Origin of the sequence: Nocardioides anomalus (assembly GCF_011046535.1) — a bacterium.
GTDB lineage: Bacteria > Actinomycetota > Actinomycetes > Propionibacteriales > Nocardioidaceae > Nocardioides > Nocardioides anomalus.
The window spans coordinates 1,392,535-1,418,873 of sequence record NZ_CP049257.1 but is presented as its reverse complement, the minus strand read 5'-3'; the positions used below and the strand labels follow the sequence as shown (position 1 = coordinate 1,418,873).

25 protein-coding genes are annotated in these 26,339 nt (G+C 73.3%); 3 read left to right on the top strand and 22 right to left on the bottom strand.

Going from position 1 to position 26,339, the window contains the following annotated elements:
* Positions 1-35: 35 nt before the first annotated feature.
* From G5V58_RS07250 to mraZ, 22 genes are all read right to left on the bottom strand, one after another.
* Positions 36-734, bottom strand: coding sequence for a GNAT family N-acetyltransferase (locus tag G5V58_RS07250; RefSeq protein WP_165230433.1), 699 nt, complete (start codon positions 732-734; stop codon positions 36-38).
* The gene (locus G5V58_RS07245; protein ID WP_196240594.1) at positions 724-1,590 is read right to left on the bottom strand and encodes an RluA family pseudouridine synthase; all 867 of its coding nucleotides are present in this window, start codon (positions 1,588-1,590) and stop codon (positions 724-726) included. The genes G5V58_RS07250 and G5V58_RS07245 overlap by 11 nt, the downstream gene beginning before the upstream one ends.
* A 65-nt stretch (positions 1,591-1,655) precedes the next feature.
* On the bottom strand, positions 1,656-2,249 hold the full coding sequence (lspA, locus tag G5V58_RS07240; protein ID WP_165230430.1) for a signal peptidase II: 594 nt from the start codon (positions 2,247-2,249) through the stop codon (positions 1,656-1,658).
* Positions 2,222-3,268: a TraR/DksA family transcriptional regulator gene (locus tag G5V58_RS07235; RefSeq protein ID WP_196240569.1), complete on the bottom strand. Its 1,047-nt coding sequence runs from the start codon at positions 3,266-3,268 to the stop codon at positions 2,222-2,224. The genes lspA and G5V58_RS07235 overlap by 28 nt, the downstream gene beginning before the upstream one ends.
* Before the next feature lie 173 nt (positions 3,269-3,441).
* Positions 3,442-4,224, bottom strand: a complete 783-nt coding sequence (locus G5V58_RS07230) for a DivIVA domain-containing protein (protein ID WP_165230427.1) — start codon at positions 4,222-4,224, stop codon at positions 3,442-3,444.
* A 157-nt stretch (positions 4,225-4,381) separates the two neighbouring features.
* Positions 4,382-4,678, bottom strand: coding sequence for a YggT family protein (locus tag G5V58_RS07225; RefSeq protein WP_165230424.1), 297 nt, complete (start codon positions 4,676-4,678; stop codon positions 4,382-4,384).
* A gap of 74 nt (positions 4,679-4,752) precedes the next feature.
* Entirely contained in the window at positions 4,753-5,301 is a 549-nt protein-coding gene (locus G5V58_RS07220) for a cell division protein SepF (protein ID WP_165230421.1), read from the bottom strand.
* Between the two features lie 54 nt (positions 5,302-5,355).
* A complete protein-coding gene (locus G5V58_RS07215) occupies positions 5,356-6,054 on the bottom strand; it encodes a YggS family pyridoxal phosphate-dependent enzyme (RefSeq protein ID WP_230487151.1) in 699 nt (232 codons plus the stop codon).
* Positions 6,051-6,722: a polyphenol oxidase family protein gene (locus G5V58_RS07210; protein WP_165230415.1), complete on the bottom strand. Its 672-nt coding sequence runs from the start codon at positions 6,720-6,722 to the stop codon at positions 6,051-6,053. The genes G5V58_RS07215 and G5V58_RS07210 overlap by 4 nt, the downstream gene beginning before the upstream one ends.
* 9 nt (positions 6,723-6,731) lie before the next feature.
* Positions 6,732-7,916, bottom strand: a complete 1,185-nt coding sequence (gene ftsZ / locus G5V58_RS07205) for a cell division protein FtsZ (protein ID WP_165230412.1) — start codon at positions 7,914-7,916, stop codon at positions 6,732-6,734.
* Positions 7,917-8,038: 122 nt separating this feature from the next.
* On the bottom strand, positions 8,039-8,812 hold the full coding sequence (locus G5V58_RS07200) for a cell division protein FtsQ/DivIB (protein ID WP_230487150.1): 774 nt from the start codon (positions 8,810-8,812) through the stop codon (positions 8,039-8,041).
* Positions 8,805-10,109, bottom strand: coding sequence for a UDP-N-acetylmuramate--L-alanine ligase (gene murC / locus G5V58_RS07195; protein ID WP_165230410.1), 1,305 nt, complete (start codon positions 10,107-10,109; stop codon positions 8,805-8,807). The genes G5V58_RS07200 and murC overlap by 8 nt, the downstream gene beginning before the upstream one ends.
* Positions 10,106-11,176: an undecaprenyldiphospho-muramoylpentapeptide beta-N-acetylglucosaminyltransferase gene (gene murG / locus G5V58_RS07190; protein ID WP_165230407.1), complete on the bottom strand. Its 1,071-nt coding sequence runs from the start codon at positions 11,174-11,176 to the stop codon at positions 10,106-10,108. The genes murC and murG overlap by 4 nt, the downstream gene beginning before the upstream one ends.
* Before the next feature lie 31 nt (positions 11,177-11,207).
* Entirely contained in the window at positions 11,208-12,518 is a 1,311-nt protein-coding gene (gene ftsW, locus G5V58_RS07185; RefSeq protein ID WP_230487149.1) for a putative lipid II flippase FtsW, read from the bottom strand.
* 31 nt (positions 12,519-12,549) lie between these two features.
* Positions 12,550-14,046, bottom strand: a complete 1,497-nt coding sequence (murD, locus tag G5V58_RS07180; protein WP_165230404.1) for a UDP-N-acetylmuramoyl-L-alanine--D-glutamate ligase — start codon at positions 14,044-14,046, stop codon at positions 12,550-12,552.
* On the bottom strand, positions 14,043-15,146 hold the full coding sequence (gene mraY / locus G5V58_RS07175; RefSeq protein WP_165230401.1) for a phospho-N-acetylmuramoyl-pentapeptide-transferase: 1,104 nt from the start codon (positions 15,144-15,146) through the stop codon (positions 14,043-14,045). Before mraY ends, murD begins: the two co-directional genes overlap by 4 nt.
* Before the next feature lie 112 nt (positions 15,147-15,258).
* Positions 15,259-16,761 carry a UDP-N-acetylmuramoyl-L-alanyl-D-glutamate--2,6-diaminopimelate ligase gene (locus G5V58_RS07170; protein ID WP_456237800.1) on the bottom strand — a complete coding sequence of 501 codons (1,503 nt, stop codon included), beginning with the start codon at positions 16,759-16,761 and terminating at the stop codon, positions 15,259-15,261.
* 10 nt (positions 16,762-16,771) lie between these two features.
* Positions 16,772-18,577 carry a peptidoglycan D,D-transpeptidase FtsI family protein gene (locus G5V58_RS07165; RefSeq protein ID WP_230487148.1) on the bottom strand — a complete coding sequence of 602 codons (1,806 nt, stop codon included), beginning with the start codon at positions 18,575-18,577 and terminating at the stop codon, positions 16,772-16,774.
* Positions 18,578-18,650: 73 nt separating this feature from the next.
* A complete protein-coding gene (locus tag G5V58_RS07160) occupies positions 18,651-19,208 on the bottom strand; it encodes a hypothetical protein (protein WP_165230395.1) in 558 nt (185 codons plus the stop codon).
* Positions 19,205-20,185 carry a 16S rRNA (cytosine(1402)-N(4))-methyltransferase RsmH gene (rsmH, locus tag G5V58_RS07155; RefSeq protein ID WP_165230391.1) on the bottom strand — a complete coding sequence of 327 codons (981 nt, stop codon included), beginning with the start codon at positions 20,183-20,185 and terminating at the stop codon, positions 19,205-19,207. Before rsmH ends, G5V58_RS07160 begins: the two co-directional genes overlap by 4 nt.
* Before the next feature lie 7 nt (positions 20,186-20,192).
* Positions 20,193-20,351: a hypothetical protein gene (locus G5V58_RS07150; protein ID WP_165230388.1), complete on the bottom strand. Its 159-nt coding sequence runs from the start codon at positions 20,349-20,351 to the stop codon at positions 20,193-20,195.
* A gap of 301 nt (positions 20,352-20,652) precedes the next feature.
* Positions 20,653-21,084 (bottom strand): division/cell wall cluster transcriptional repressor MraZ, encoded by a 432-nt coding sequence (mraZ, locus tag G5V58_RS07145; protein WP_165230385.1) that lies wholly within the window; start codon positions 21,082-21,084, stop codon positions 20,653-20,655.
* Positions 21,085-21,386: 302 nt separating this feature from the next.
* On the opposite strand from mraZ, the gene G5V58_RS07140 reads away from it, so the two are divergent.
* Genes G5V58_RS07140 through G5V58_RS07130 form a run of 3 tightly spaced genes read left to right on the top strand, consistent with a single transcriptional unit; the run spans position 21,387 to position 26,084 of the window.
* Positions 21,387-22,370: an AAA family ATPase gene (locus tag G5V58_RS07140; protein WP_268991264.1), complete on the top strand. Its 984-nt coding sequence runs from the start codon at positions 21,387-21,389 to the stop codon at positions 22,368-22,370.
* 4 nt (positions 22,371-22,374) lie between these two features.
* Entirely contained in the window at positions 22,375-23,700 is a 1,326-nt protein-coding gene (locus G5V58_RS07135) for a DUF58 domain-containing protein (RefSeq protein ID WP_165230382.1), read from the top strand.
* Positions 23,697-26,084, top strand: a complete 2,388-nt coding sequence (locus G5V58_RS07130) for a transglutaminase family protein (RefSeq protein WP_165230379.1) — start codon at positions 23,697-23,699, stop codon at positions 26,082-26,084. Before G5V58_RS07135 ends, G5V58_RS07130 begins: the two co-directional genes overlap by 4 nt.
* Positions 26,085-26,339: the final 255 nt, after the last annotated feature.

Below are 26,339 nucleotides of genomic sequence, written 5' to 3'. Positions count from 1 at the left end.
CCTGGGCGGCGGCGGGGAGGAAGGACCCGATGGTCTCAGCCTGCAGAAGCCTCGAGGCTCTCGGTGATGATCGCGTGCACGATGCGGGTCAGCCGCTCCTCGCCGAGGGTCGGCGCACGGAGGGCCAGGGCCTCGACGATCTCGCGTTCGCGGGCCGGGTCGCGGTTCGTGGAGGGCTTGTGGTCCTGGACGGCGCGGGTGAGGGCGGCGCGGCGGTTGAGGAGGTCGCCGAGGTCGGTGTCGACCTCGTCGATGAGGCCTCGGAAGAACGCGACGGGATCGTGGCCGGGCCAGGCCAGCCGGAGGTCGGGGGCTCGTTCCTCGTTGGCGCTGCCGTCGGTGCGTTCGAGCTCGACGAGGCCGTGGCGGCGGTAGAAGGCGCGGGCGGGGGTGTTCATCTCGAAGACCCAGAGGCAGAAGCCGGCCGAGCGGTGGGCCTTGACCAGGTCGAGGAGGGCCGAGCCGACGCCGCGGCGGGCGGCGGTGGGGACGACGTACAGGTCGTCGAGCCAGGTGTCGGTGAAGCGGGCGTAGCCGACGGGGTCGCCCGCGCGTTCGGCCAGCCAGACGGTGTCCTGGGTGAGGCGGCCGGCGAGCCAGTGGCGGACGTCGTCGTCGGTGTGGACGCCGGGCGGCATGGGGGCGGCGCGGCGCGAGGCGAGGTGGACCTCGGCGACGAGGTCGGCGTCGGACCCGTCGGCGGGGCGGAGGGTCAGGTCCGGGTCAGTCGGCACTGCGGACCAGCTCGAGGGCGTGGGCCAGGTCGTCGGGGTAGTCGGAGGAGTACTCGACGTGCTCGCCGGTGTCGGGGTGGGTGAAGCCGAGGCGTACGGCGTGCAGCCACTGGCGCTCCAGGCCGAAGCGCTTGGCCAGGGTGGGGTCGGCGCCGTAGGTCAGGTCGCCGACACAGGGGTGCTTGAGGGCGGCCATGTGGACGCGGATCTGGTGGGTGCGGCCGGTCTCGAGGTGGACCTCGAGCAGGCTGGCGAAGCGGTGGGCCTCGAGGGTCGCGTAGTGCGTGACGCTGGGGCGGCCGTCGGCCATGACCGCGAACTTGTAGTCCGCCTTCGGGTGCCGGCCGATCGGGGCGTCGACGGTGCCCTCGAGCGGGTCGGGGTGGCCCTGCACGAGCGCGTGGTAGACCTTGTCGATCTCGCGGTCGCGGAAGGCCTGCTTGAGCACGGAGTAGGCGTGCTCGGACTTGCAGATGACCATGACGCCCGACGTACCGACGTCCAGGCGCTGCACGATGCCCTGCCGCTCGGAGGCGCCGCTGGTGGCGATCTCGAACCCGGCCGCGGCCAGGTGGCCGACGACGGTGGGGCCGGTCCAGCCGGGCGAGGGGTGCACGGCCACGCCGACCGGCTTGCTGATCACCACGATCGAGGAGTCGTCGTGGAGGATCTGGATGCCCTCGACCTCTTGGGGTACGACGGCGAGCGGGTCGACCTCGACCGGGATCTCCACGTCGAGCAGGGCGCCGGCCAGGACCCGGTCGCTCTTGGCCGCCTCGGCGCCGTCGACCAGGACCATGCCGCGCGCGATGAGGTCGGCCGCGCGGGTCCGGCTCAGGCCGAACATCTGCGCCATCGCGGCGTCGACGCGCTCGCCGGCGAGCCCGTCCGGCACCGGGAGCGTGCGGTGGTCGAGCTGGGTCACTCGGCGTCCCCGGCCGCGTGCGCCCCGTCCTCGTCCTTCTCCGCGCGCGTGCCGTCGAGCCGGACGGCCCGGAACGCCTGGATGAGGATGAGGGCCGCGGCGACGTTGATGCAGACGTCGGCGACGTTGAAGACCGGCCAGTTCGGCAGCATGAGGAAGTCGACGACGTGCCCGCGCAGCACGCCCGGGTCGCGGAACACCCGGTCGGTGAGGTTGCCGAGGATCCCGGCCAGCAGCAGCCCGAACGCCGCCGCCCACAGCAGGCTGCGCACCCGGCGGCTCAGCCACAGCACCACGCAGACCGCGATGATGGCGAGCACCGAGAACAGCTCGGTGTAGCCCGTGCCGGTGCTGAACGCCGCGCCCGCGTTGCGGGTCAGGTGCAGGACCAGGAGGTCGCCGACCAGACTCCGGTCGGGCTCGCCGGTGAGCCGGTCGACCGCCAGCCACTTGGTGAGCTGGTCGACGGCGTACGGCAGGGCGAAGCAGAGGACCAGCAGGCTCCGGACGGCGAGTCCGGAGGGGTGGGACCGGGTGTCGGTGAGGCTGGAGTCGTCCGGACTCAGCGACGTTCCTCGCGCTGCTTGCATGTCATGCACAGTGTCGCACGGGGCATGAACTTGAGCCGCTCCTTGCCGATGGGCTCCCCGCACGACTCGCACACGCCGTAGGTGCCGTCGTCGATGCGCGCCAGGGCCCGGTCGATCTGGGCCAGCTTGTCGCGCTCGATGGTGAGGACCTGCAGCTCCTGGTCGCGCTCGTACGTCGTCGCGCCCACGTCGGCCTGGTCCTGCCCGGCGCCGTCACCGGAGTCGCGCATCAGGCCGGTCAGCTCCGAGGAGTGCGCCTCGACGATCTCCAGGCTGTGCTCACGCTCGGCGTTGAGCTGGGCCAGGACCTGCTTGAGCTCGGCCTTGGTCCACTTCTCCTCGCCGGCCTTGACGACCAGCGCGCTCGGCGGCGCCTTCTTGGTGGCGGCCGGCGCGGGCGCGGCCTTCTTGGCCGGGGCGGCCTTCTTGGCCGGGGTGACCTTCACGGGGGCCGCGGCCTCCACGGCGGGAGCGGCCTTCTTGGCCGGTGCGGTCTTCTGGGCGGGTGCGGTCTTCTGGGCAGGTGCGGCCTTCTTGGCCGTCGGGGCGGCCTTGGTGGTCGGCGCGCTCTTGGCCGCGGCCTTCTTGGCCGACGGGGCCGGCTTCGCGGCGACCTGCTTGGTCGAGGCCACCTTCTCGGCCGGCGCCGCCTTCTTCGCCGGCGCCTTCTTCGCCGGCGCCTTCTTCGCCGGCGCCTTCTTCGCCGGCGCCTTCTTGGCCGGCGCGGCCTTCTTGGCCGGCGCCGCCTTCTTGGCCGGCGCCGCCTTCTTGGCCGGCGCCGCCTTCTTGGCCGGCGCCGCCTTCTTGGCCGGCGCCGCCTTCTTGGCCGGCGCCGCCTTCTTCACGGGAGCCTTCTTCGCCGGCGCCGCCTTCTTGGCGGGCGGCGCCTTCTTCGCGGGGGCGGCCTTCTTCGCGGGGGCGGCCTTCTTGGTGGCGGCCTTCTTCGCCGTGCCGACGGCCTTCTTGGCGACGGAGGCGGCGCGTCCGGCGAGGGAGCGACGAGTGGTGGTGCGGGCCATCGGTGGGCCTTCCTGTGGCCGGTCCGTGGCGGGGACCACGGCTGCTGGCCGGAAACCTAGCGGGTGGACCGCCCGGTTCCCAAGAGGCGCGCTCACGTCGTGGAGCGGCAAAGCGCAGGTCAGGACGGTCCTGGGACCGTCCTGACCTGCGCCAGGCGTTGCTGAGAGGGCTCTCAGACCTCGTCTTCGCCGAGGATGGAGCGCAGCCGCTTGGGTGCGGGCGGCTGCTCGTCGCCGGCCGCCGGGGACTCGCCGGGGCCGGAGAGCGACTCGAGCTGCTGGGTGAAGTAGCTCTTGAGGCGGGAGCGGTACTCGCGCTCGAAGGCGCGCAGCGTCTCCACCTCGCTGTTGAGCTTGTCGCGCTCGCGCTCGAGCTCGCCGAACATCTGCTGGCGGCGCTCGGCGGTCTCGGAGTCGAGCATCTGGGCGCGGGTGCGGGCGTCGGACTCGAGGCGGTCGGCCTTCTGCTTGGACTCGCTCTCGAGGCGCTCGGCCTTGGTGCGGGCCTCGCCGATGATCTTGTCGGCCTCGTCCTTGGCCTGGTCGACCAGCTCGTCGGCGTTGCGGGTGGCGATCTCCAGCAGCCGGGCGGCGGCGTTGGAGGCCTGCGGCACGGTCTCGACCCGGACGGTCTCGACGACGGGGGCCGGCGCGGCGGCCGCGGCGACCGGCTCGGGCGTGGGCTCCGGGGTGGGCGGAGGCGTCGGCTCGGGCTCGCGGATCGGCTCCTGCACGGCGGGCGTCTGGGCCGTGGGCGGGTTGTCCTGGAAGCTCGAGCCGCCACCGGTCTGGGCCGCGGCGAGCTTCTGGCGCAGGTCGTCGTTCTCCTTGGTGAGGCGGGCCAGCTCGGCCTCGACCTCGTCGAGGAACTGGTCGACCTCACCCATGTCGTAGCCCTCGCGGAGCCGGACCGGCGTGAAGCGCTTGTTGCTCACGTCCTCAGGCGTCAGTGGCATGTTTCCACCCTTACATCTTCATCGGTGTTCGCCAGGATCGACGATGGTGTGCTCTTGGTCGCCTACGGCGCGCGCCCGGCGAGTCTTCCTCGGAACTGTAGCGCCTGGCGTGGGGCTGGTGTGACAGGTGCTGCAAGCAAAGACCGGCGCGAGGCGATCAGACGCTGTTGAGGAGGTTCCCCACGACGTACAACAAGATGTAGGCCACCAGCATCACGATGATGAAGGACAGGTCGATGGCGATCGTCCCGATCCGCAGCGGCGGCACCACGCGGCGCAGCGCCTTGATCGGCGGGTCGGTCACCGAGTAGACCGCCTCCAGCACGATGAGCAGGAAGCCGGTCGGCGCCCAGTTGCGCGCGAAGACCTGCACCCAGTCGACCACGAAGCGGATCCACATGAGCGCGATGAAGATCCACAGCGCGACGTGGATGAGCGAGAGGACGAGGTGCACGCGACGATCATGCCGGGTCGGCCAACCCCCACGCGCATCGGCGCGCGGGCGGTCAGGACCGCTTCGGGCCCCGGTCAGCTCTGGTTGAAGAAGCCGCCCTCGACGATGCGGGCCTTGTCCTCGGCGGCGACCGAGACGTTGGGCGGGGAGAGCAGGAACACCTTGCTGGTGATCCGCTCGATGCTGCCGCGGGTGGCGAAGACCAGGCCGGCCGCGAAGTCGACGAGTCGCTTGGCGTCGGAGTCGTCCATCTCGGAGAGGTTCATGATCACCGGGGTGCCGTCGCGGAAGTTCTCCCCGACGGTGCGGGCCTCGTTGTAGGTCCGCGGGTGCAGCGTGAAGATCCGGGACAGCTCGGCCACGCGCGGGGCGGTGGCCAGGGCGGTGCCGCCGCCCGCCGGGCGGCGGTGCTCGTCGAGGTGGGCCACCGTGGCGGCCTGGCGGGCCTCGCGCTGCTCGCGCTGGACCTCGCGCCGCGACGGCTTGGCGGCCACCGGGGCGGTCTCCTCGGTGTAGCGCTCGTCGTAGCCGTCGTCGTAGGTGTCGGCGTAGTCGTCGTCGTACCGGCCGGTGTCCTCGAGCAGGCCGAGGTACTCACCGATCCTGCGCATCGCGCCGCTCATGGTTGTGCCTTCCGGGTCCGGCGGCCCCGTCGCAGAGGCCGCTTGTTCGTGAGGTTAGTGGTTGGTGGGTCTCGATCCGAGGACCGCGGAGCCGACACGCACGTGTGTCGCACCGGCTCGTACGGCGTGCTCCAGGTCGCCGCTCATCCCCGCTGAGAGCCAGGTGGCGTCCGGATGGTCGGCCAGCAGTCCGGCGTGCACCTCGACCAGCCGGGCGAACGCCGCGGCGGGGTCCTCCCCCAGCGGTGCGACCGCCATCAGCCCGCGCAGCCGCAGCAGCCCGGCCTCCTCCACCGCCGCGGCCAGCGCTGGCACGTCGGCGGGGTCCGCGCCGGAGCGGCCCTCCCGGTCGGGCGGGTCGAGGGAGACCTGGAGGAGCACGTCGACGGCGTGGTCGCACTGGTGGGCGCCCTTGCTCAGCGGAGCGACCAGCTTGCGGCGGTCGACGGACTCGACCACGTCGGCGTACGCCGCGACGGCGGCCGCCTTGTTGCTCTGCAGCCCGCCGATGAAGTGCCAGCGCAGCCCGAGGTCCGCGCACTCGGCGGCCTTGGCCTCGGCCTCCTGGTGGCGGTTCTCGCCCACGTCGGTGACCCCGAGCTCGGCCAGCAGGCGCACGTCGGAGGCCGGGAAGAACTTGGTGACCACGACCAGGGTGACCTCGCCCGGGTCGCGGCCGGCGTCCGCGGCCGCGCCCGCGATGCTCTCGCGGACCCGGGCCAGCCCGCCCTCGAGCTCGTCGCGGCGGCTCACGTGAGCCACACCAGCCCGGCGAGACGTCCCGAGGCGGCGCCGTCGCGGCGGTAGGAGTGCAGGTCGGGGTCCTCGAGCGTGCACCGGCCGACCTCGACGACGGCCACGTCGCGCGTGGCGAGCTGGGCGGCGACGCCGGCCCCCAGGTCGAGCGACGGCGTGCCCCACGACGTCTCGGCCCGGGTCTGCGGCACCACGGCCGCGACCTCGTCGCGCAGGTCCGCGGGCACCTCGTAGCAGCGTCCGCACACGTGCGGGCCGACCCACGCCTGCAGGTCGGTCGCCCCGAGCTCGCGCATCCGCTCGACGGTCCGCCCGACCACGTCGATGCTCACCCCGACGCGTCCGGCGTGCACCGCGCCCACGACGCCGGCAGCGGCGTCGGCCAGCAGCACGGGAACGCAGTCGGCCGCGCGGACCATCAGCCCGAGCCCGCGCCGCGTGGTGACCAGCGCGTCGCCCTCCCCCGCCACCGGCTCGTCGACCACGAGCACCTCGTCGCCGTGCACCTGGCTCAGGCGGGCGAAGGACACCCCGCAGTCGGCCTCCACCTTCGCCAGAGCCTCATCGAAGCCGGGCTTGGGCCCCTGGAGGTCGAGCGCAGCATCGGTGAAGGCGACGTCCACCCGGACGTCGCCCTCACTGCGGGAGTCGGTGAAGGAGTACAAGCGGCTACTTCAGGAAGTCCGGGACGTCCAGGTCGTCGTCGTCGAACTGCATCGGCGCGGGGGCCGGGGTCGACGACTGGCGCGGGGGGTGGCCTGGGGCGCGGACGGTGCGGTGACCCGCTCGCGCTCCTTCTCCTCCTGGCGCTGGGTGGCCACGGCGGCGACCGCAGCCCGGGTCTCGGCCTGGCTCTGCTGGGGCTGGGCCGGCGTGCGCCGCAGGGCGGAGCCCTCGTGCGCACGCTTGGGCGTGCCGCCGTCGAAGCCGGCCGCGATGACCGTCACCCGCACCTCGTCGCCCAGCGCGTCGTCGATGGTCGCGCCGAAGATGATGTTGGCCTCGGGGTGCACGGCGTCGGCCACGAGCGCCGCAGCCTCGTTGATCTCGAACAGCCCGAGGTCGGAGCCACCGGCGATGGAGAGCAGCACGCCGTGGGCGCCGTCGATGCTGGCCTCCAGCAGCGGGCTGGAGACCGCCATCTCGGCCGCGGCCACCGAGCGGTCCTCGCCGCGGGCCGAGCCGATGCCCATGAGCGCGGAGCCGGCGTTCGCCATGACCGACTTCACGTCGGCGAAGTCGAGGTTGATCAGGCCCGGGGTGGTGATGAGGTCGGTGATGCCGCTGACGCCCTGGAGGAGGACCTGGTCGGCCTGCTTGAAGGCGTCGAGCACGGAGACGTTGCGGTCGGAGATGGACAGGAGGCGGTCGTTGGGGATGACGATGAGGGTGTCGACCTCCTCGCGCAGCTGCGCGATGCCCTCCTCGGCCGAGTTGGCCCGGCGGCGACCCTCGAACGCGAACGGCCGGGTCACCACGCCGATGGTCAGGGCGCCGAGGCTGCGGGCGATGCGGGCCACGACGGGCGCGCCGCCGGTGCCGGTGCCGCCGCCCTCGCCCGCGGTGACGAAGACCATGTCGGCGCCCTTGATGACCTCTTCGATCTCGTCGGCGTGGTCCTCGGCGGCGCGCGCGCCGACGTCGGGGTTGGCGCCGGCGCCGAGGCCCCGGGTCAGCTCACGACCGATGTCGAGCTTGACGTCGGCGTCGCTCATGAGCAGCGCCTGGGCGTCGGTGTTGATGGCGATGAACTCGACCCCCTTGAGGCCGACCTCGATCATCCGGTTGACGGCGTTGACGCCGCCTCCGCCGATGCCCACGACCTTGATGATCGCGAGGTAGTTCTGCGCTGCTGCCACGGTCCGCTCTCCTCCGGCTCAACTGTCACCCTCAGGCTGAGGGTTATAGTTATGTCAACCTCTCCGTGGTCATGACAGTAGGTACGCCGGGCCGCCCGACCGTGCAGACACGCCGGGTCGGATCAGCGGGTCGTGGGTTTCGACGGCACCGAGACGTCGTAGGTCTGGGCGTCGACGGTGGCCAGCAGCGTCTCGAGCACCTCGGCCTTGGTGTCGGAGTCGTCGGCGCTCCCCCACTGGACCGTGCGCCCGTCCTTGAGCACCAGCGAGATCTGGTCGACCGTGGTGACCTGCACGTGGTCGATCAGGATGGTCAGGTCGTCGGGCAGGGCGGAGATGACCTTGGCCGCCTCCTTGAGCGCGGCGGCGGTCGTGCCGATCGAGGTCTCCACGCGCGGGAGCTCGGGCGGGGCCTTCTTGTACTGCCGGAACACCACGCCGTCGGCGTCCATCCCCCGCAGCTGACCGCCGATCTCGACCACGGCGATGGCGGTGCGCTCCTCGATGGAGACCAGCACGCCGTGCGGCCACTGGCGGGTGACCTTGACCGAGCGCACGACGGCCAGCGAGCCGATCCGGCGCTCCGCGCTGTCGAGGTCGACCTGGACCAGCGGCTCGCCGACGTCGATGCCGGACACCTGGCGGATCTGGGTCGTGCTGACGGTCTCGGCGCCGGAGACCTCGATCTTCTCCACGGCCAGCCAGGAGGAGAACCAGACGGCGTAGATCCCGCCCGCGGCCAGCGCCAGGACCACCACGACGGCGAGCACGACCCGCCAGGCCAGCCAGCGGCGGCGCCACTGACGGCGCGCGAAGCGGCGGCGGCTGCGGCGGGTGGCCTTGTCGACACCGTCGCCGTCGTCGGTGCGCGCCACCCGGCGCAGCGGGCTACGCACCGAGCAGCTCCAGCACCCGTGGGCCGACCCCCGTGACCGTCCCGGCGCCGAGGGTCAGCACCAGGTCACCCGGGTGGGCCCGCGCCACCAGCGCGGCGGGCACGTCGTCCAGTGCGGGCACGAAGGCCACCTGCTCGCCCAGCAGCGGCACGGCGTCGGCGACGAGCGCGCCGGTCACCGCCGGGTCGGGCTGCTCGCGGGCCAGGTAGACGTCGGTCACCACGACCTGGTCCGCGGCGCCGAGCGCGCGGCCCATCTCCTCACCGAACAGCCGGGTGCGGGAGACCAGGTGGGGCTGGAAGGCCACCACGACCCGGCCGGCGCCGGCCAGCACGCGGGCCGAGGCGAGGTCGCCGGCGATCTCGGTCGGGTGGTGGGCGTAGGAGTCGTAGACCCGCACCCCGCCCGCCTCGCCCTTGAGCTCCATGCGCCGCTTGGTCCCGGAGTACGACGCGATGCCGCGGCGCAGGTGCTCGGGGTCGTGGCCCAGCTCGACGCCGGTGGCGAGCGCGGCCAGTGCGTCGGCGAGGTAGTGGTCGCCCGGCGCCCAGAGCGTGACGCCGTCCAGGGCCTCGGGACTGGCGGTGGTCACGGACACGACCCGACGTCCGGCGGCCCGCTGCCGCTCGCCCAGTGCGGCGGCGCCGGGGTCGTCGGCGCACACGACGAGGAAGCCGTCCGGCGCGACGGTGTCCGCGAAGGCGTCGAAGGCCGCGGCGTAGGCCTCCGGTGAGGACCAGTGGTCGAGGTGGTCGGCTTCGACGTTGGTGACCACGGCGGCGTGCGGCGCGTAGTGCAGGAAGGCGCCGTCGCTCTCGTCGGCCTCGGCCACGAACAGGTCGCTGCTGCCCTCGGCCGCGTTGACGCCGGTCGCGGCCAGCTCGCCGCCGATGGTGTACGTCGGGTCGGCGCCGGCCGCCTGGAGCGCGACGGTCAGCAGGCTGGTGGTCGTGGTCTTGCCGTGGGTGCCGGCGACGGCGACGACCCGGCGACCGGCCATCAGCGCGGCCATGGCCTCGGCCCGCGACTGCACCGCGAGGCCGCGGCGCAGCGCCTCGGCGTACTCCGGGTTGTCGGGCTTGACCGCGGCGGAGACCACGACGGTGTCGTCGGGGCCGAGGTGGTCGAGGTGGTGCGGGTCGTGCCCGACGTGCACGTCCGCGCCCAGCGCCCGCAACGCGGCCAGCGTGGGCGAGTCGACGCCGTCGCTGCCGCTGACCGCGACGCCGCGCGCGAGCAGCACGCGGGCGATGCCCGACAGCCCGGCGCCGCCGATCCCCACGAGGTGGACGGTCACCGGGCGGTCTCCAGCACGATGCGCGCCAGCTTCTCGTCGGCGTCGCGCGGGATGACGCCGGACGCCGCCTTGCTCATGGCGGCGAGGCGCGCGGGGTCGGTGACGAGCGGCGGCACGTGCGAGAGCACCCAGTCGGCGGTAAAGGCCGCGTCCTCGACCAGCAGCGCTCCCCCGGCGTCCACGACCGGCCTCGGGTTGAGCGACTGCTCGCCGTTGCCGATGGGCAGCGGCACGAACACGGCGGGCACGCCGACCGCCGCCGCCTCGGTGACCGACGAGGCGCCGCCGCGGCAGACCATGAGGTCGGCGGCGGCCAGCGCGTAGTCCATCCGGTCCACGAACCCGATCGGCACGTAGGTCGGCACGCCCTCCTGCGGCGTCACGTCGTTCTTGGGGCCGACCACGTGCAGCACCTGCACCCCGGCCTCGCCCAGCGCGCGGGCTGCGCCGGACACCGCGCGGTTGAGCGACTGCGCGCCCTGCGAGCCGCCGGTCACCACCAGCGTCGGCAGGTCGGGGTCGAGGCCGAAGAACGCGCGGGCCTCGGCGCGCAGCGCGTCGCGGTCGACCGAGGAGATGAGCGTGCGGATCGGCAGCCCGACGTACTCCGCGTGCCGCAGCGGGGTGTCGGGGAAGCTCACGGCGACGCGGCGAGCCGAGCGTGCGCCGACCCGGTTGGAGAGCCCGGGCTTGGAGTTCTGCTCGTGGACCACGACGGGCAGGCCGGCGCGGCGCGCGGCGAGGTACGCCGGCACCGAGACGTACCCGCCGTAGCCGACGACCACGTCGGGCCGGACCCGGTCGAGCACCGCGCGCGCTTCCTGGACCGCGCCCCGCAGCCGCGCGGGCACGCGCAACAGGTCGCCCGACAGCTTCCGCGGCAGCGGCACCGGCGCGATCAGCTCCAGGGGGTAGCCCGCCTCCGGGACCACGCGGTTCTCCAGCCCGCGCGGCGTGCCCAGGCAGGTGATCTCCACGCCCGGCTCCAGCCGGCGCAGGGCGTCGGCGGTGGCGAGCAGCGGCGAGGTGTGCCCGGCGGTGCCGCCGCCGGCGAGGAGGATGCGCATGGTGCCCAGAGCCTAAGGACTCCTGCGGCGTTCAGCGGGCCGACAGGCCTGCCGAGCGCTGCTTGCGGCGCTGGGCCAGGGCCCGGGCGGCCTCGGGCTCGCGCCGGGCGAAGCCGACGAGCATGCCCAGGGCGACCAGGGTCGGCACCAGCGACGAGCCGCCGTAGGAGATGAGCGGCAGCGGGATGCCGATGACCGGCAGCAGGGACAGCACCATGCCGACGTTGATGATCATCTGCCCGACCAGCCAGACGATCAGGCCGAAGGTGGCGTAGCGGACGAACGGGTCCGCCGTACGACGCGCGACCCGCAGGGCCGCGAAGGCGACGGTGAGGAACAGCGTGATGACCAGCAGCGTGCCGGCCAGCCCGAGCTCCTCGCCGAGGACGGCGAAGATGAAGTCGGTGTGGGCCTCGGGCAGCTGGCCCCACTTCTGCTGGCTGGCGCCGATGCCCTCGCCGAAGAAGCCGCCGGAGGAGAGCGCGAACAGACCGTGCGCGGGCTGCCAGCCGCGGTCGGCGTAGTCGGCCAGCGGGTCGAGGAAGCTGGTCACGCGCCCGAGCCGTTCGGTGTTGGTCGTGACGAGGACGAGCAGCACGACGCCGGCGACCGAGAAGAGCATGGTGAAGAAGCGACCGGGGGCGCCCACCACCCACAGCAGCCCGAACAGCAGCGCGATCATGACCAGCGCCGTGCCCAGGTCGTTGCCGAAGACCACGAGGCCGGTGGCCAGGACCATGCCCGGCACCACCGGCACGATGATCTCGTGGGTGCTGTGCAGGCGGCGCTCCTTGTTGGCGTAGATGTGCGCGGCCCAGACCACGAGCGCGAGCTTGGCGATCTCCGAGGGCTGGATCTGGACCGGGCCGAGGGCCAGCCAGTTCTGGTTGCCGTTGATCCGCACGCCCAGGAACGCCGTGAGCAGCAGCAGCACGAGCGAGGCGGAGAAGCCGGGGTAGGCCAGGCGGCGGATGAAGCGGTAGGGCAGCCGGCTGGCCACCCAGGCCGCGGGCAGGCCGATCGCCACCCACATCAGCTGGCGGCGCACCACGGCGTAGGAGTCGCCGTGGTAGTGCTCGTAGGAGTACACGCTGCTGGCGCTCAGCACCATGATCAGCCCGATGGTGAGCAGCAGCGCGGAGGCGCCGACGAGCAGGTAGTACGACGTAAGCGGCCGGTCCAGCGCGACGCGCAGCGAGCCGAACCAGCTGCGCGGGCGGACCTTGTTCGTGGTGGCCACGGCGTGCGCGAGCTGGGGGCGGAACGACGGGAGCCCGAGCTTGCCGAGCCTGGGGAGCCTCGGCAGCCGGGACGGGGTGCTCTCCGGGTTCGCGGTGGTCACCTGGTCCCCTCCCGGGCTGTCGTCTGCGGCGCTAGGCCAGCCTCTCCCTGACCGCCGCGGCGAACGCGTCCCCGCGTGCGGCGTAGTCGGTGAACATGTCCATCGAGGCGCAGCCCGGGGCGAGGAGCACCGTGTCACCGGGCCGAGCCAGCTCGGCGGCGGCGGTCACGACGCGTCGCATCGGTCCAGCCACATCAGGCACATCTTCACCGTCAGTCACAGCAGTCTCACCGGTCTCCAGGACGATGACCGGCACATCCGGCGCGTGTCGCGCAAGAGCCTGGGCGATGACGTCGCGGTCGCGACCGAGCAGCACCACGCCCCGCAGCCGGCCGGCCACGGTGCGGACCAGGTCGTCGAAGGACGCGCCCTTGGCCAGGCCGCCGGCGACCCAGACGACGGGGTCGTAGGCGAGCAGCGAGGCCTGGGCGGCGTGCGGGTTGGTGGCCTTGGAGTCGTCGACCCAGGCCACCCCGTCGGCCTCGCCGACCAGCGCGATCCGGTGGGCGTCGGGCCGGAAGCCGCGCAGCCCGTCGCGGACCGCGGCCTGGTCGACGCCGTGGGCACGGGCGAGGGCCGCGGCGGCCAGCGCGTTCTGCACGGTGTGCGGCGCCGGGCCGGGGGTGCCGGGGGCGGCGAGGTCGGCCAGCGTGCAGAGCTCGGCCGCACTGGTCTCGCGCTCCTCGACGAAGGCGCGGTCGGCCAGGATGTCCTCGACCACGCCGAGCATCCCGACCCCGGGCATCCCGAGGGTGAAGCCGATGGCCCGCGCGCCCTCGACCACGTCGGCGTCGCGGACGAGCCGCTCGGTCACGGGGTCGGCGACGTTGTAGACGCAGGCGCGCTGGGCGTGCTCGTAGATCCGGCCCTTGTCGGCGGCGTACGCAGCCATCGAGGCGTACCAGTCGAGGTGGTCCTCGGCCACGTTGAGCACCGCGGCGGCCTGGGCGCTCATCGACGTCGTGTAGTGCAGCTGGAAGCTGGAGAGCTCGACGGCCAGCGCGTCGTACGGCTCGGGGTCCATGACCGCCTCGACCAGCGGCAGCCCGACGTTGCCGGCCGCGACCGTGCGCCGCCCGCCGGCGCGCAGGATGGCCTCGAGCATGCGGACCGTCGTGGTCTTGCCGTTGGTGCCGGTGACGGCCAGCCACGGGGTGTCGTGGTTCGGGTCGCGCAGCCGCCAGGCCAGCTCGACCTCGCCCCAGACCGGTACGCCGCGCGCGCGGGCCTGGGCCAGCAGCGGCGCGTCCGGCCGCCAGCCGGGCGAGGTGACGAGCAGGTCGACGTCGTCAGGCAGCGTGGCGGTGCTGCCCTCCCCCAGCCGGACGTGGGCGCCGAGCACCTCGAGGAGCTCGGCCTTCTCGGCGCGCTGGTCGGGGCCGTCGGCGCGCTCGTCCAGGGCCGTGACGCTCGCGCCGAGGTGGAGCAGGTTGTCGGCGGCGGCGAACCCGGAGACCCCGAAGCCGGCCACGACGGCCCGGACGCCGTCCCAGGAGTCGTGGCGGCCCAGCGACGAGGGGTCGGTCATCCGATGCCCGAGACCCACTCGGCGTAGAACACGCCCAGCCCGGCGGCCACGCAGATGCCGGTGATGATCCAGAAGCGGATGGTGACGGTGACCTGCTCCCACCCGAGCATCTCGAAGTGGTGGTGGATGGGCGCGATGCGGAACACCCGCCGGCCGGTGCCGGTGAGCCGCTTGGTGACCTTGAACGTGGTGACCTGGAGCATCACCGAGACCGTCTCGAGCACGAACAGCCCGCCCAGGATGATGAGCAGCAGCTCGGTGCGGGTGAGGATCGCCAGCCCGGCCAGCGCACCGCCGAGGGCCAGCGAGCCGGTGTCGCCCATGAAGATCGCGGCGGGCGAGGCGTTCCACCACAGGAAGCCGAAGCAGGCCCCGGTGAGCGCGGCGGCCACCACCGCCAGGTCGAGCGGGTCGCGCACGGTGTAGCAGAGACTGATGTTGTCGGGGTCCAGGCTGGTGCTGGCGCAGGACTGGTTGTTCTGCCAGATGTTCACCAGCATGTAGGCGCCGAAGACCATCATCGAGGCGCCCGCGGCCAGGCCGTCGAGGCCGTCGGTCAGGTTCACCCCGTTGCTGGTCGCGGTGACGATCAGCCAGATCAGCACCATCACCACGACGACGGGCAGCGCGAAGCCCTGGTAGTCGCGGATGAACGAGACGTGGTCCGAGGCGGGCCGGATGCCGTCGTCGTCCTCCAGCCACGGCGACAGCGCGAGCCCGCCGAAGACCAGCGCGACCACGGTCTGGCCGACCATCTTGGCCTTGCTGCGCAGGCCGAGGCTGCGCTGCTTGACGATCTTGATGTAGTCGTCGAGGAAGCCGACCGCGGCCAGCCCGACGAAGAGGAACAGCAGCAGCAGCGCCGAGGCCGTCGGCGCGCTCATGGTGAGAAGCTTGGCGCCGAAGTAGCCGACCAGCGTGGCCAGCACGATGACCAGCCCGCCCATGGTCGGCGTGCCCATCTTGGTGTGGTGGCTGGTGGGGCCGTCGTCGCGGATCTGCTGGCCCAGCCCCCACTTGCGGAACTGGTTGATCGCCACGCGGGTGCCGAGCAGGGAGACGAAGAGCGCGAAGGCGCCGCTCAGGAGGATCGCTCTCATCCGCTCGTGCTCCTCCCGTCCTGGTGCTCGTCCTGGTGCCCGTCCCCGACCGCTGGCCCATGATTCCGTACGGCGCCGCGTGGGCCGAACCGCCCCGCCGGTGACGTCCCCCTCAGCGGTGCCCCGTCAGCAGGTCGCGCACCACGGCGCGGTCGTCGAAGGGGTGGACGACGTCCCCGACCTCCTGGCCGGTCTCGTGGCCCTTGCCGGCCACGACCACGATGTCGCCGGGCCGGGCCCGGTCCAGGGCCGCGGCGATGGCGGCCCGCCGGTCCCCCTCCTCCAGCACCTCGGCGGTGCCGGCGCGGGCGCCGGCGAGCACGGCGGCACGGATCGCGGCGGGGTCCTCGCTGCGGGGGTTGTCGTCGGTCACGACCACCACGTCGGCCAGCCGGGCCGCGATCTCGCCCATGATCGGCCGCTTGCCGGGGTCGCGGTCGCCGCCCGCGCCCAGCACGATGAGCAGGCGCCCGTCGGTGAGCGGGCGCAGGCTCGCCAGCGCGGCCTGGACCGCGTCCGGCTTGTGGGCGTAGTCGACGACCACGGTGAACGGCTGACCGGCCTCGACGCGCTCGAAGCGGCCCGGCACGCCGGCCCCGGCCGCGATGCCGGCGGCCACGGCCCCGGCGTCGGCGCCCGCCTCGGCGGTGGCGGCCACCGCGGCCAGGGCGTTCGCCACGTTGAAGGAGCCGGGCAGGCTCACCCCGGCGGGCACGTCGACACCGCCGGGTCCGCGGACGCGGAAGGTCGTGCCGCCGGGCCCGGGCGCGACGTCGTACGCCGTCCAGTCGGCCTCGGCGCCGCCGGCGGCGCCGGTGACCGAGAAGGTGCGGACCGGGAGCGCGGTCTCCCCCGCCAGCCGGCGCCCGTGCGCGTCGTCGGCGTTGACCAGGGCCAGCCGCGCCCGCTCGGGGGTGAACAGCGAGGCCTTGGCCCGGTAGTAGTCCTCCTCGTCGGTGTGGAAGTCGAGGTGGTCGCGGCCCAGGTTGAGGAAGACCGCCACGTCGAAGACCACGCCGTCGACCCGGCCGAGCACCAGCGCGTGGCTGCTGACCTCCATCGCGCAGGCCTGGACCCCGCGCTCGCGCATCACCGCGAACAGAGCGTGCAGGTCCGGTGCCTCGGGTGTGGTCAGCGCGGTCTTCAGCTCCTCGCCGAGGATCCGGGTGCCGACGGTGCCGATGACGGCCGCGGGGACGCCGGCGGCCTCCAGCCCGGCCTCGGCCAGCCGGGTCGTGGTGGTCTTGCCCTGGGTGCCGGTGACGCCGACCATCCGCATGCTGGTGGCCGGCTCGCCGTAGACGTGGGCCGACAGGGCGCCCAGCACCCGGCGCGGCTCGGGCACGACGACGTCGGCCCCCGGGCGGTCGCTCAGGACCGCGACGGCGCCACCGGCCCGGGCCTCGTCGGCGAAGTCCAGGCCGTGCGCGCGGGCGCCCGGCAGCGCGACGTACAGGTCACCCGGCCGGGTGCGCTGGGTGGACAGGGTGATGCCGGTGACGACGGTCCCCGGCTCGCCGTGCTCCTCGACCTCGGTCCGCTCGCGCAGCCACTGCACCAGGTCGCCGAGGCGGGTCGCCGGCGGCGACGCCGGTCGGGTCTGCGCGGTCACCACGCGCTGGTGTCTACCACTCGACGGGGAGGACGGTCTGCTTGCGGTGGCTCGGGGCCACGCCGTAGCGGTGCAGCGCGTAGCCCATGAGCTTGGAGAAGACCGGGCCGGCCGTGCTGCCACCGCCGGCGCCGGAGATCCGCGGGTTCTGGATCACGACGTAGACGGTGAAGCGGGGGTCCTCGGCCGGGGCGAAGCCGGCGAAGGAGACGGTGTTGCTCCCGTCGTAGCAGCCCTGCTTGACGCCGTTGACCGTGCACGTGACCACGCGCTGCGCGGTGCCGGTCTTGCCGGCCACGCGGTAGCCCGGGACGTTGGCGGCCGGCGCGACGCCGTCGTCCTCGTCGACGACCCGCTCCATCATCAGCGTCATCTGGCGGGCCGCGTCGGCCGAGACCACGCGGCGGGTGGTGGAGACGTCGGTGCCGATCTCCATGCCGTCGTCGCGGCGCGCCTCGCCCTGGATCAGCGTCGGGTCCACCCGTACGCCCTTGTTGGCGATGGTGTTGACCGCGGCGGTCATCTGCATGGCGTTGACCGAGAGCGACTGGCCGAACGCGATCCGGTCGCCGACCTGCGAGGTCCACAGGGCCGGGTCCGGCAGGTTGCCCCGCGACTCCGCGCCCAGCCCGACGTTGGTGGGCTGGCCGAGGCCGAACTTGGCGAGGTAGGCCCGCAGCTCACCGGGGGCGAACTTGTCGGAGGCCAGCACGGTGCCGACGTTCGACGACTTGGCCAGCACGCCGGCCAGGGTGAGCTTGATGAGCCCGTGCTCCCAGTGGTCGTGGATGACGCGGTCCTGGCGGTCCAGCTCCCCGGGCACCAGCAGCCGGTCGCGTGCGGTGGCCTTGCCGGCGTCGATGAGCGCGGAGAGGGTCAGCACCTTCTCCACCGAGCCCGGCTCGTAGGCCAGGTTGAGCGAGCGGGCGCGCCGGTCCTTCACCTTCGCGGCCGCAGGGTCCGAGGCGCTGAACGTCGGGTCGTCGGCCAGCGCCAGCACCTCGCCGGTGCGGGTGTCCATGACCACGGCGATGCCGGAGTCGCCCTTGGCGTCCTCGACGGCCTGGCGCAGGGTGCGCTGGGCGTACCACTGCAGGTCGCGGTCGATCGTGGTGTGCAGGTCCTGGCCGTCGCGCGCGGGCTTGGTCACGCTGTCGCCGAGCGGGATCCGGTTGCCGTCGCCGACCTCGTACTTCTCGCTGCCGTCCTGGCCGGACAGGTCCTTGTCGAAGACCTCCTCCAGGCCGCCGTAGGGCTTGTCGATGCCCATGAAGCCGGTGATGTTGGCGCCGATGTCACCACCGGGGTAGGTCCGCACCGGGTCGCGCAGTGAGGTCAGGCCCTCGAAGTGCCGGCTCTCCGCCTGCTGCAGGACCTGCTCGCCGACCGTGGCGGGGACGTGGCGGGCGAGGTACTCGAAGCGGGCCGGCTCGCCGGTCTTGGTCTTGTGCTCGCGCAGCAGGGGCAGCACCCGGAAGTAGTCGACGTCGAGCTGCTCGGCCAGGAACTTGGCGATCTGCGGCGCCTGGTCGGCGGTCATGGTCGGGTCGCCGATGATCGCGACGCCCTCGATGGACTGGGCCAGCGGCTGGCCGTTGCGGTCCAGGATGTCGCCGCGGGTGGCCGGCAGGACGACGTCGACGGTGCCCTCGGCCGCCGCCATGGCGGCGTACTGCTCCGGGTCGAGGCCCTGGAGCTGGACCAGGCGGGCCCCGAACAGCGACAGGACCATCGCGATCATCACGAAGCCGGCGCGCAGCCGGAACTGGGGCGAGCCGCGGCGGCTCAGGCGGGGGTCCGGTCGGCTGGTGCGGGGCACGGTCGCTGCCTGTGGTCCTCGTGGTCGGTGTGACGGGTGTGGTCAGTGTGCTCTCGTGTGACGCCGATTCGCGTCAGCGACGAGCCGTGTCGGCCTGGTGCTGCTGGTTCTTGTGCCGGCCGTGGTGGCCGTTCCCGCTGCCCGGGGGCGGCGCCACGGTGACGACGTACGGCGCCGGGGCGTAGACGTGCGGGAGCTTCGGCTTCTCCGGGTTCAGGCGGGGGGTGTTGTCCGCGGTCGCGGGGGTGCAGTCGGACTCGGTGGTCCCGGCGGCGAGCCGCACGGTGCAGGCGCTGTCGGGGACGACCATGCCGGCGGCCTGGGCCTCGGTCGCCAGGTGCTGCGGGCTGCGCAGCTCCTGGAGCTCGTCGTGCAGGGTCTGCTCGCGGGCGGCGAGGCTGGTGGACTGCTTCTCCAGGGCGGTGGCGGCGAAGGACGCCTGCTGCATCTGGGTGTTGAAGCAGAGCAGCCCGACGACCCCGCCGAGCAGCACCAGGCTGACCAGGGTCACGAAGGGCATCCGCGCGGCCCTGACCCGGCGACGGGGTACGACGGTGAGCCGCGCCTTGGCGACGGCGTCCTCCGCGATCCGCGGGAGGCGCTCACGGAGCTGGATGGCCGGACTGCTCATGCTGCTGCTCCCCTGGGCTTGCTGGGCGTGGAGGCCTTGGTCCGTTCGAGCGCGCGGAGCCGGACCGAGGCGGCGCGCGGGTTGGTGGCGATCTCGTCGGCGTCGGCCTGCTCGGCGCCGCGCGTGAGCAGCCGGTAGGCCGGCTCGAGCTCCTCGGGCACCACCGGCAGGTCCGGCGGCGCCGTGGAGCGGGTGACCGCGGTGAAGGCCTGCTTCACCAGCCGGTCCTCGAGGGAGTGGTAGGACTCGACGACCACGCGGCCACCGACCCGGATCGCGTCGATCGCGGCCGGGACCGCGCGGCGAAGGACCGCGAGCTCGTCGTTGACCTCCATGCGCAGGGCCTGGAAGGTCCGCTTGGCCGGGTGGCCGCCGGTGCGCCGGGCGGGCGCCGGGATCTCGGCGTACAGCAGCTCGACCAGGGGCGCCGACGTGGTGAACGGCGTCCGCTCCCGCTGCCGCACCACGGCGGCCGCGATCTTGGAGGCGAACCGCTCCTCGCCGTACTCCCGCAGGATCCGGGTCAGCTCCTTGGCCGGGTAGGTGTTGAGGACGTCGGCCGCGGTCGGTCCGGTCGTGCCGTCCATGCGCATGTCCAGCGGCGCGTCCTCGGCGTAGGCGAAGCCGCGCTCGCGGACGTCGAGCTGCATCGACGAGACGCCGAGGTCGAACAGCACGCCGTCCACCGCGTCCAGGCCGAGCTCGTCGAGCACGTCGGGCAGCTCGTCGTACACCGCGTGGACCGGCGTGAACCGCTCCCCGAACGCTGCGAGCCGCTCCCCCGCCCGGCGCAGGGCCTCGGGGTCGCGGTCGATGCCGACGACGCGGGCCAGGCCGCAGCGGGTGAGCACGGCCTCGGAGTGGCCGCCCAGCCCGAGGGTTGCGTCGACGAGGACCGCGCCCTCGCGGTCGAGCGCGGGCTGCAGGAGGGCCACGACCCGGTCCAGCAGGACGGGGACGTGGGCGGGGCCGGTCATCTCCGGGTCAGCCCTGCTGGCCGAGGTGGTCGATCACCAGCAACGCCGTGGCCAGGGCCAGCGAGGTGCCGAGGGAGAACGCCATCAGCACCAGGGCCTCGCGCGCCTGGTCGCGCACCCGGCGCGGCGCCGGCGGCGGCTCGGTCGTGCTGACGGGCGGGTGCATCGATCGACCCTTCGACGTACGGACCACTGCGGTGGTGGGGGGAAGTGGAGGGGTGGGGTTCGCAGGGCCAGGTCTCAGGCCCGTCCTGCCGCCTGGGACCGGGGAAGGTGACCCAGGAGGCGGTGCCGTGGCGGTCCCAGACCGGGGAAGGTGACTGGGTCGTCGCCGCTGGCCCACCCGGGGTGGGACGTCGCCTGACACCGGGGAAGGTGAGTCAGGAGACACCCGAGTGGCGTGGAGCGGGCCGAGACCTCGCCCTGCGAACCCCTGTTGAGTTGTCCTGCTGTCCTGCTGGGTCCTGCTAGTCCTGCGGTACGCCGTCCTCGTCGAGCTCGGCGAAGTTCTCCTGGGCCGCGGCGTTGTAGTCGCGCCACCGCGACGGCTCCCAGATCTCCACCCGGTCCATCGCGCCGATGACGACCACGTCGCGACTGATCGCGGCGTACTCCCTCAGCGGCGGCGGGACCGCGATCCGGCCCTGCTTGTCCGGCACGACCTCCTCCGCCGAGGCGAAGAGCATGCGGATCTGGTCACGCCCGCTGCGCGAGGTCATCCCCTTGGCGCGGGCGCGGTCGGCCTCCTCCATGAACACGTCCGACGGGAAGACGTCGAGGCACTTCTCCTGCCCCTGAGTCACCACGAGCCCCTCCGCCAGCCGGTCCCTGAACTTGGCCGGGAGGATCAGCCGCCCCTTGTCGTCGAGCTTCGGCGTGTAGGTGCCCATGAAGAACATCGGGCCCCTCCACCTCCGTGGCTGTTTCCTCCACTTTCCACCACAGTACTCCACTTCCCTCCACCGTCAACCACAAATCGCCACAACCGCTCCATCTGTCGCGCCTTCGGCACGACGTGCTCGGCACGCTCGTGACGAACCGGCCCGGTTCGGCGCGCCGAGCGGTGTGGTCGGGTCCGGCTCCTCGGCGTGAACCGATGCGGGATCGTGACCGTCAGGAGGAGCAGGGTCTCCCCGCCCAACCCGTAAGTTGCCGGGACGCCCTACCGTGGTCGCAGATAAGGGAGTGGGAAGGGACCGACGTGGAGACGCCGATTGCGGGAGCCCGTGCTGCGGGAGCCGACCTGGAGACGCTGGCCCGGGTCGTGGGTCGCATCCGCACCAACATCGAGAAGGTCATCGAGGGCAAGGCCGACGTCGTGCAGTCCACGCTCGTCGTGATGCTGGCCGAGGGCCACCTGCTCATCGAGGACGTGCCGGGGGTCGGCAAGACCCAGCTGAGCAAGGCGCTGGCGCGCAGCATCGACTGCTCGGTGCGGCGCATCCAGTTCACGCCCGACCTGCTGCCCTCGGACGTGACGGGCGTGTCGGTGTTCAACCAGAACAGCCGGGAGTTCGAGTTCCGGCCGGGCGGGGTGTTCGCCAACATCGTGGTGGGCGACGAGATCAACCGCGCCTCGCCCAAGACCCAGTCCGCCCTCCTGGAGTGCATGGAGGAGCGGCAGGTCACCGTGGACAACACGACCTACCAGCTCGAGCAGCCGTTCATGGTCATCGCGACCCAGAACCCCATCGAGATGGAGGGCACCTACGCGCTGCCCGAGGCCCAGCGCGACCGGTTCATGGCGCGGGTGTCGGTGGGCTACCCGGTCGAGGCGGCCGAGATCGCGATGCTCGACTCGCACACCCAGGCCAACCCGCTCGACGACCTCGAGGCGGTCGCGGACGCCGGCGAGATCCGCAAGCTGATCGGGATCGTCGGCCAGGTCTACGTCTCCCCCGCCGTGCAGCGGTACGCCGTGGCGCTGACCGCCGCCACCCGGCGCACCGAGGAGCTGTCGCTGGGCGCCTCGCCGCGCGCGACGCTGCACCTGGTCCGGGCGGCCAAGGCGATGGCGGCCATCCAGGGTCGCGACTACGTGCTCCCCGACGACGTCCACGGCCTCACCCGCCCGGTGCTGGCCCACCGCCTGCTGCCGAGTGTCGAGGCGTCGATGAGCGGTCGCTCCACCGGCGCGATCCTCGACGGCATCGTCTCGAGCGTGCCGGTGCCGGCGGGCGAGTAGCACCGTGCGAGAGGCGCTCTCGGGGCTGACGGTCCGCGGCCGGGCCTTCGTGGCCGCCGGCGTGACCGCTGTGGTGTGCGCGATCCTGCTCGGCCAGCCGTCGCTGAGCCGGGTCGGCGTTCTCGTGCTCGCCCTCCCCCTCGTCAGCGCCTTCTTCATCGGTCGCAGCCGCTACCGCCTCGCGCTGGTCCGCACGGTCCACCCGCAGCTGGTCACCGCGGGCCAGCCCGCCTCGGTGAGCCTGTCGCTGTCCAACGAGGGGCGCACGCCGAGCGGCGTGCTGCTCCTGGAGGACCACCTGCCCTACGTGCTCGGCACCCGTCCGCGGTTTGTGCTCGAGGGCATCGGCCACGGCTGGCACCGCGACGTGACCTACCAGGTGCGCTCCGACGTGCGCGGCCGCTTCGAGATCGGGCCGGTGACCGTGCGGGTCAAGGACCCGTTCGGACTGGTCGAGCTGGGCCGCGCGTTCCGCACGACGGTGCCGCTCACGGTCACGCCGCGCACGGTGGCGCTCTCCCAGATCCCGCTCGGCGGCGCCTGGACCGGGTCCGGCGACAACCGACCGCGGGCCTTCGCCATGGGCAGCTCGGAGGACGTCACGGTCCGCGAGTACCGCCGCGGCGACGACCTGCGCCGGGTGCACTGGCGCAGCTCCGCCCGCGTCGGCGAGCTGATGGTCCGCCGCGAGGAGCAGCCCTGGGAGTCGCGCGCGACGCTGTTCCTGGACACCCGCCTCGGTGCCCACCGCGGCCAGGGCATCGCCTCCTCGCTGGAGGCCGCCGTCTCCGCCGCCGCCTCGATCGCGGTCCACCTGAGCAAGCGCGGCTTCACGGTGCGCCTGGTCACCGCGGCCGGCGAGGACAGCGGCCACGACTGGCACACCCGCAACGCCGACCTCAACACCGGACCGCTGCTGGAGGCCCTCGCCGTGGTCGAGCCCATCGCCCGCCCCAACCTCGACACGGGCTGGCTCACCGAGGCCGGCGGTGACGGGCTCCTGGTCGCGGTCCTCGGCCACGTCGACCACCGCGACGTCCCGGTGCTGCGGCGGATGCACGCCCACAGCGGCTCCGCGCTGGCCGTGGCCGTCGACGTCAACGCCTGGCTCTCCCCCGACGCCGCCGGGCAGGACGCCGCCACGATGCTGACCCAGATGGGCTGGCGCTCGGTGGCGCTGCGCCCGGCCGACCGGCTCGAGGCGGTCTGGCAGGAGCTGGGCCGCCGGCACACGCAGAGCTCGCGCTCGCGCGGCGTGCACGACGTACCGGCGCCGCCGCCGGAGGCCGGGGACCCGACCGTGGTGCCGACCGAGGGGGTGGCCCGGTGACCAGCCGTTCGCACCCGGTCACGCTCGTGGGGCTGTCCGCGGTGGCGGCCGCGACGACGCTGATCTCGCTGCTGTCCTGGCAGGGCTTCACCGAGGCGTACGGGCGGACCCTCGGGCCGCTGTTCGTCCTCGCGCTCATCGTGGCCGGGACCGGAGCCCTCGGACGCTGGTGGCGGGTGCCGCGCCTGCTCCTGGTCGTGGTCCAGCTGCTGCTGGTGGGCATGGTGGTCAGCGCCTACGTCTGCGGCTCACCGCTGCCGTTCGGCGAAGCCTGGGACCGGCTGCAGCTGGCCTTCACCGACGCGGTCGACTCCGCCAACACCTACGCTCCCCCGGTCCCGGCCGAGGCGCCCGGCGTGCACCCGCTGCTCATCGCGGGCGGCGCGGCCTGCCTGCTCCTGACCGACGTGCTCGCCTGCACGCTGCGCCGGGTCCCGCTGGCCGGGCTGCCGCTGCTGCTGGTCTACAGCATCCCGGTGAGCATGACGGGCGACGGACCGCACTGGCTGCTGTTCACCCTCACCGCCATCGGCTTCCTCGTGATGATCTTCCTGTCCGAGTCCGAGCAGGTCGCGCGGTGGGGCCCGATCCTGGCCGAGGACCACGGCGGCGGCGTGGCCCCCAAGCCGCTGGCCGTGGCCACCTGGCCGCGCACCGGCGCCCGCGCCATCGGGGGCGTGGCCACGGCGCTGGCGGTGGTGGTGCCGCTCATCATCCCGACGTTCAGCATCCACCTGTTCGACTTCGGGGCCGGCGCCGGCGGCAGCGACGACATCAACATCAAGAACCCGATGGTCGACCTGCGCCGCGACCTGGTCCGCGGCCGCGACGTCCCGCTGGTGCGCTTCCGGACCGACGACCCCAACCCGGCCTACCTCCGCATCGCCGTGCTCAACCGGTTCTCCTCGAACGAGTGGAGCTCCGGCGACCGTGAGGTGCCGACCGGCCAGACCGCGGACGGGCCGATGCCCGCGCTGGTCGGCGTCTCCACCCTGCTGCCGCGCCAGGAGTACGACTACTCCTTCTCCGCGACCAGCGACTTCACCTCGATCTGGCTGCCGACCACCGCACAGGTCGCCTCGGTCGAGGCACCCGGCGACTGGCGCTACGACTCCTCGACCATGGACTTCATCGCCGGCGACGACGACCTCGACACGGCCGGGATGGATTGGGACGTCCGGGGCATCCAGCTCGACTACAGCGCCGACCGGCTGGCCGACGCCGGCGCGGTCAGCGGCCTGGTCCCGCGTGAGCTCACCAGCGTGCCCGGCAACCTGGCCCCGATCGTGCGCCAGCTGGCCCTCGAGGTCACCGCCGACGCCCCCACGCGCTTCCAGAAGGCCGTCGCCCTCCAGAACTGGTTCCGCGACCCCGACAACTTCACCTACTCCCTCGACACCTCGCTCAGCAACGGCGCCGACGACCTGGCGACGTTCCTGACGCCGGGCGACAACGGGCGCACCGGCTACTGCGAGCAGTTCGCGGCCGCGATGGCGGTGATGGCCCGCCAGCTCGGCATCCCCGCCCGGGTCGCGGTCGGGTTCCTCCAGCCCGAGCAGATCGCGCCGGACACGTGGGAGTACAGCGCCCACGACCTGCACGCCTGGCCCGAGCTGTTCTTCGCCGGCTCCGGCTGGGTGCGCTTCGAGCCCACGCCCCCGACCCGCGCGAGCGGCGTGCCGTCGTACACCACCGAGACGATCAGCAACCCCGCGGACGACGTCACGGCCACCGCCGGCGACAGCGAGTCCGCGGCCAACCCCGCGCAGGACAACAACCGCCCCGACACGGCCGACGACACCCAGACCCAGGCCGACCAGTCCACCGACGAGAGCGGCTTCCCGTGGGTCTGGCTGCTCGTCGCGGTGCTGCTCGTCGTCGTGGTCCTGGTCGTCGCCCTCGGCCCGCGCACCCTGCGCCGCCGGCGCCGTGACCAGCGCGGCGACCTCGGCCCCGAGGAGGCCTGGGACGAGCTGCGCGACACCGCGATCGACCTCGGGTTGGCCTGGCCCGCCCGGCGCTCGCCCTGGCAGACCCGGGAGGCGCTGGTCCGGCTGTTCGGGGCGAGCCGCGACGAGTACACGCCCGAGCGCCCGCGCCGCGGGGTCGACACGAACCCGGACGCCGTCTTCGCCCTCGACCGGCTCGTCCACGCCCTCGAGCGCCTGCGCTACGCCCGGCCGGACGAGACCGACCACGGCACCTACCGCGCCGAGATGCAGGCGTGCGTCGACGCGCTGTACGGCGGGGCCCCCCGCCGCGCCCGGCGCACGGCCGACTGGTGGCCGCGCTCGGTCTTCACCCGCCCGGCGCCGCGGCGTGCACCCACCGCCGGGCCGGCCGAGCCCGCGCTCACCGGCAAGGTCGTCGACCGGGTCGGCTGAGGCCCCGGCCCGACCGGCCAGCCCTGCGCCCCGGGGCCACCGTTACCGGCAACCGCTGACCGGCAACCGCGCCACCCGGCCCCGGCCCGACGCCGGTGGCGCCGGCGGGCTGCCCGGCCGGCTCGGCCTGATGCCGTCCTGGCGCCGTCCTGGCGCCGGCAGCCCACGGGTGCGCGGGCGCCGGGAACGGCGAAGGCCCCGGTCTCCCGGGGCCTGCTCAGGTGTCGCGGCGTGCGTGGGTGCGGTGCATCACCG

Coding starts and splice junctions, on each gene's coding strand:
- G5V58_RS07220 (WP_165230421.1), bottom strand. CDS start 5,301: ATGAGCGGCGCGATGCGCAGGATCGGTGAGTACCTCGGCCTGCTCGAG.
- mraY (WP_165230401.1), bottom strand. CDS start 15,146: ATGAGAGCGATCCTCCTGAGCGGCGCCTTCGCGCTCTTCGTCTCCCTG.
- G5V58_RS07230 (WP_165230427.1), bottom strand. CDS start 4,224: ATGCCACTGACGCCTGAGGACGTGAGCAACAAGCGCTTCACGCCGGTC.
- rsmH (WP_165230391.1), bottom strand. CDS start 20,185: ATGACCGGCCCCGCCCACGTCCCCGTCCTGCTGGACCGGGTCGTGGCC.
- lspA (WP_165230430.1), bottom strand. CDS start 2,249: ATGCAAGCAGCGCGAGGAACGTCGCTGAGTCCGGACGACTCCAGCCTC.
- mraZ (WP_165230385.1), bottom strand. CDS start 21,084: ATGTTCTTCATGGGCACCTACACGCCGAAGCTCGACGACAAGGGGCGG.
- murG (WP_165230407.1), bottom strand. CDS start 11,176: ATGCGCATCCTCCTCGCCGGCGGCGGCACCGCCGGGCACACCTCGCCG.
- G5V58_RS07150 (WP_165230388.1), bottom strand. CDS start 20,351: ATGCACCCGCCCGTCAGCACGACCGAGCCGCCGCCGGCGCCGCGCCGG.
- G5V58_RS07160 (WP_165230395.1), bottom strand. CDS start 19,208: ATGAGCAGTCCGGCCATCCAGCTCCGTGAGCGCCTCCCGCGGATCGCG.
- murD (WP_165230404.1), bottom strand. CDS start 14,046: ATGACCGACCCCTCGTCGCTGGGCCGCCACGACTCCTGGGACGGCGTC.
- G5V58_RS07245 (WP_196240594.1), bottom strand. CDS start 1,590: ATGGCGCAGATGTTCGGCCTGAGCCGGACCCGCGCGGCCGACCTCATC.
- G5V58_RS07235 (WP_196240569.1), bottom strand. CDS start 3,268: ATGGCCCGCACCACCACTCGTCGCTCCCTCGCCGGACGCGCCGCCTCC.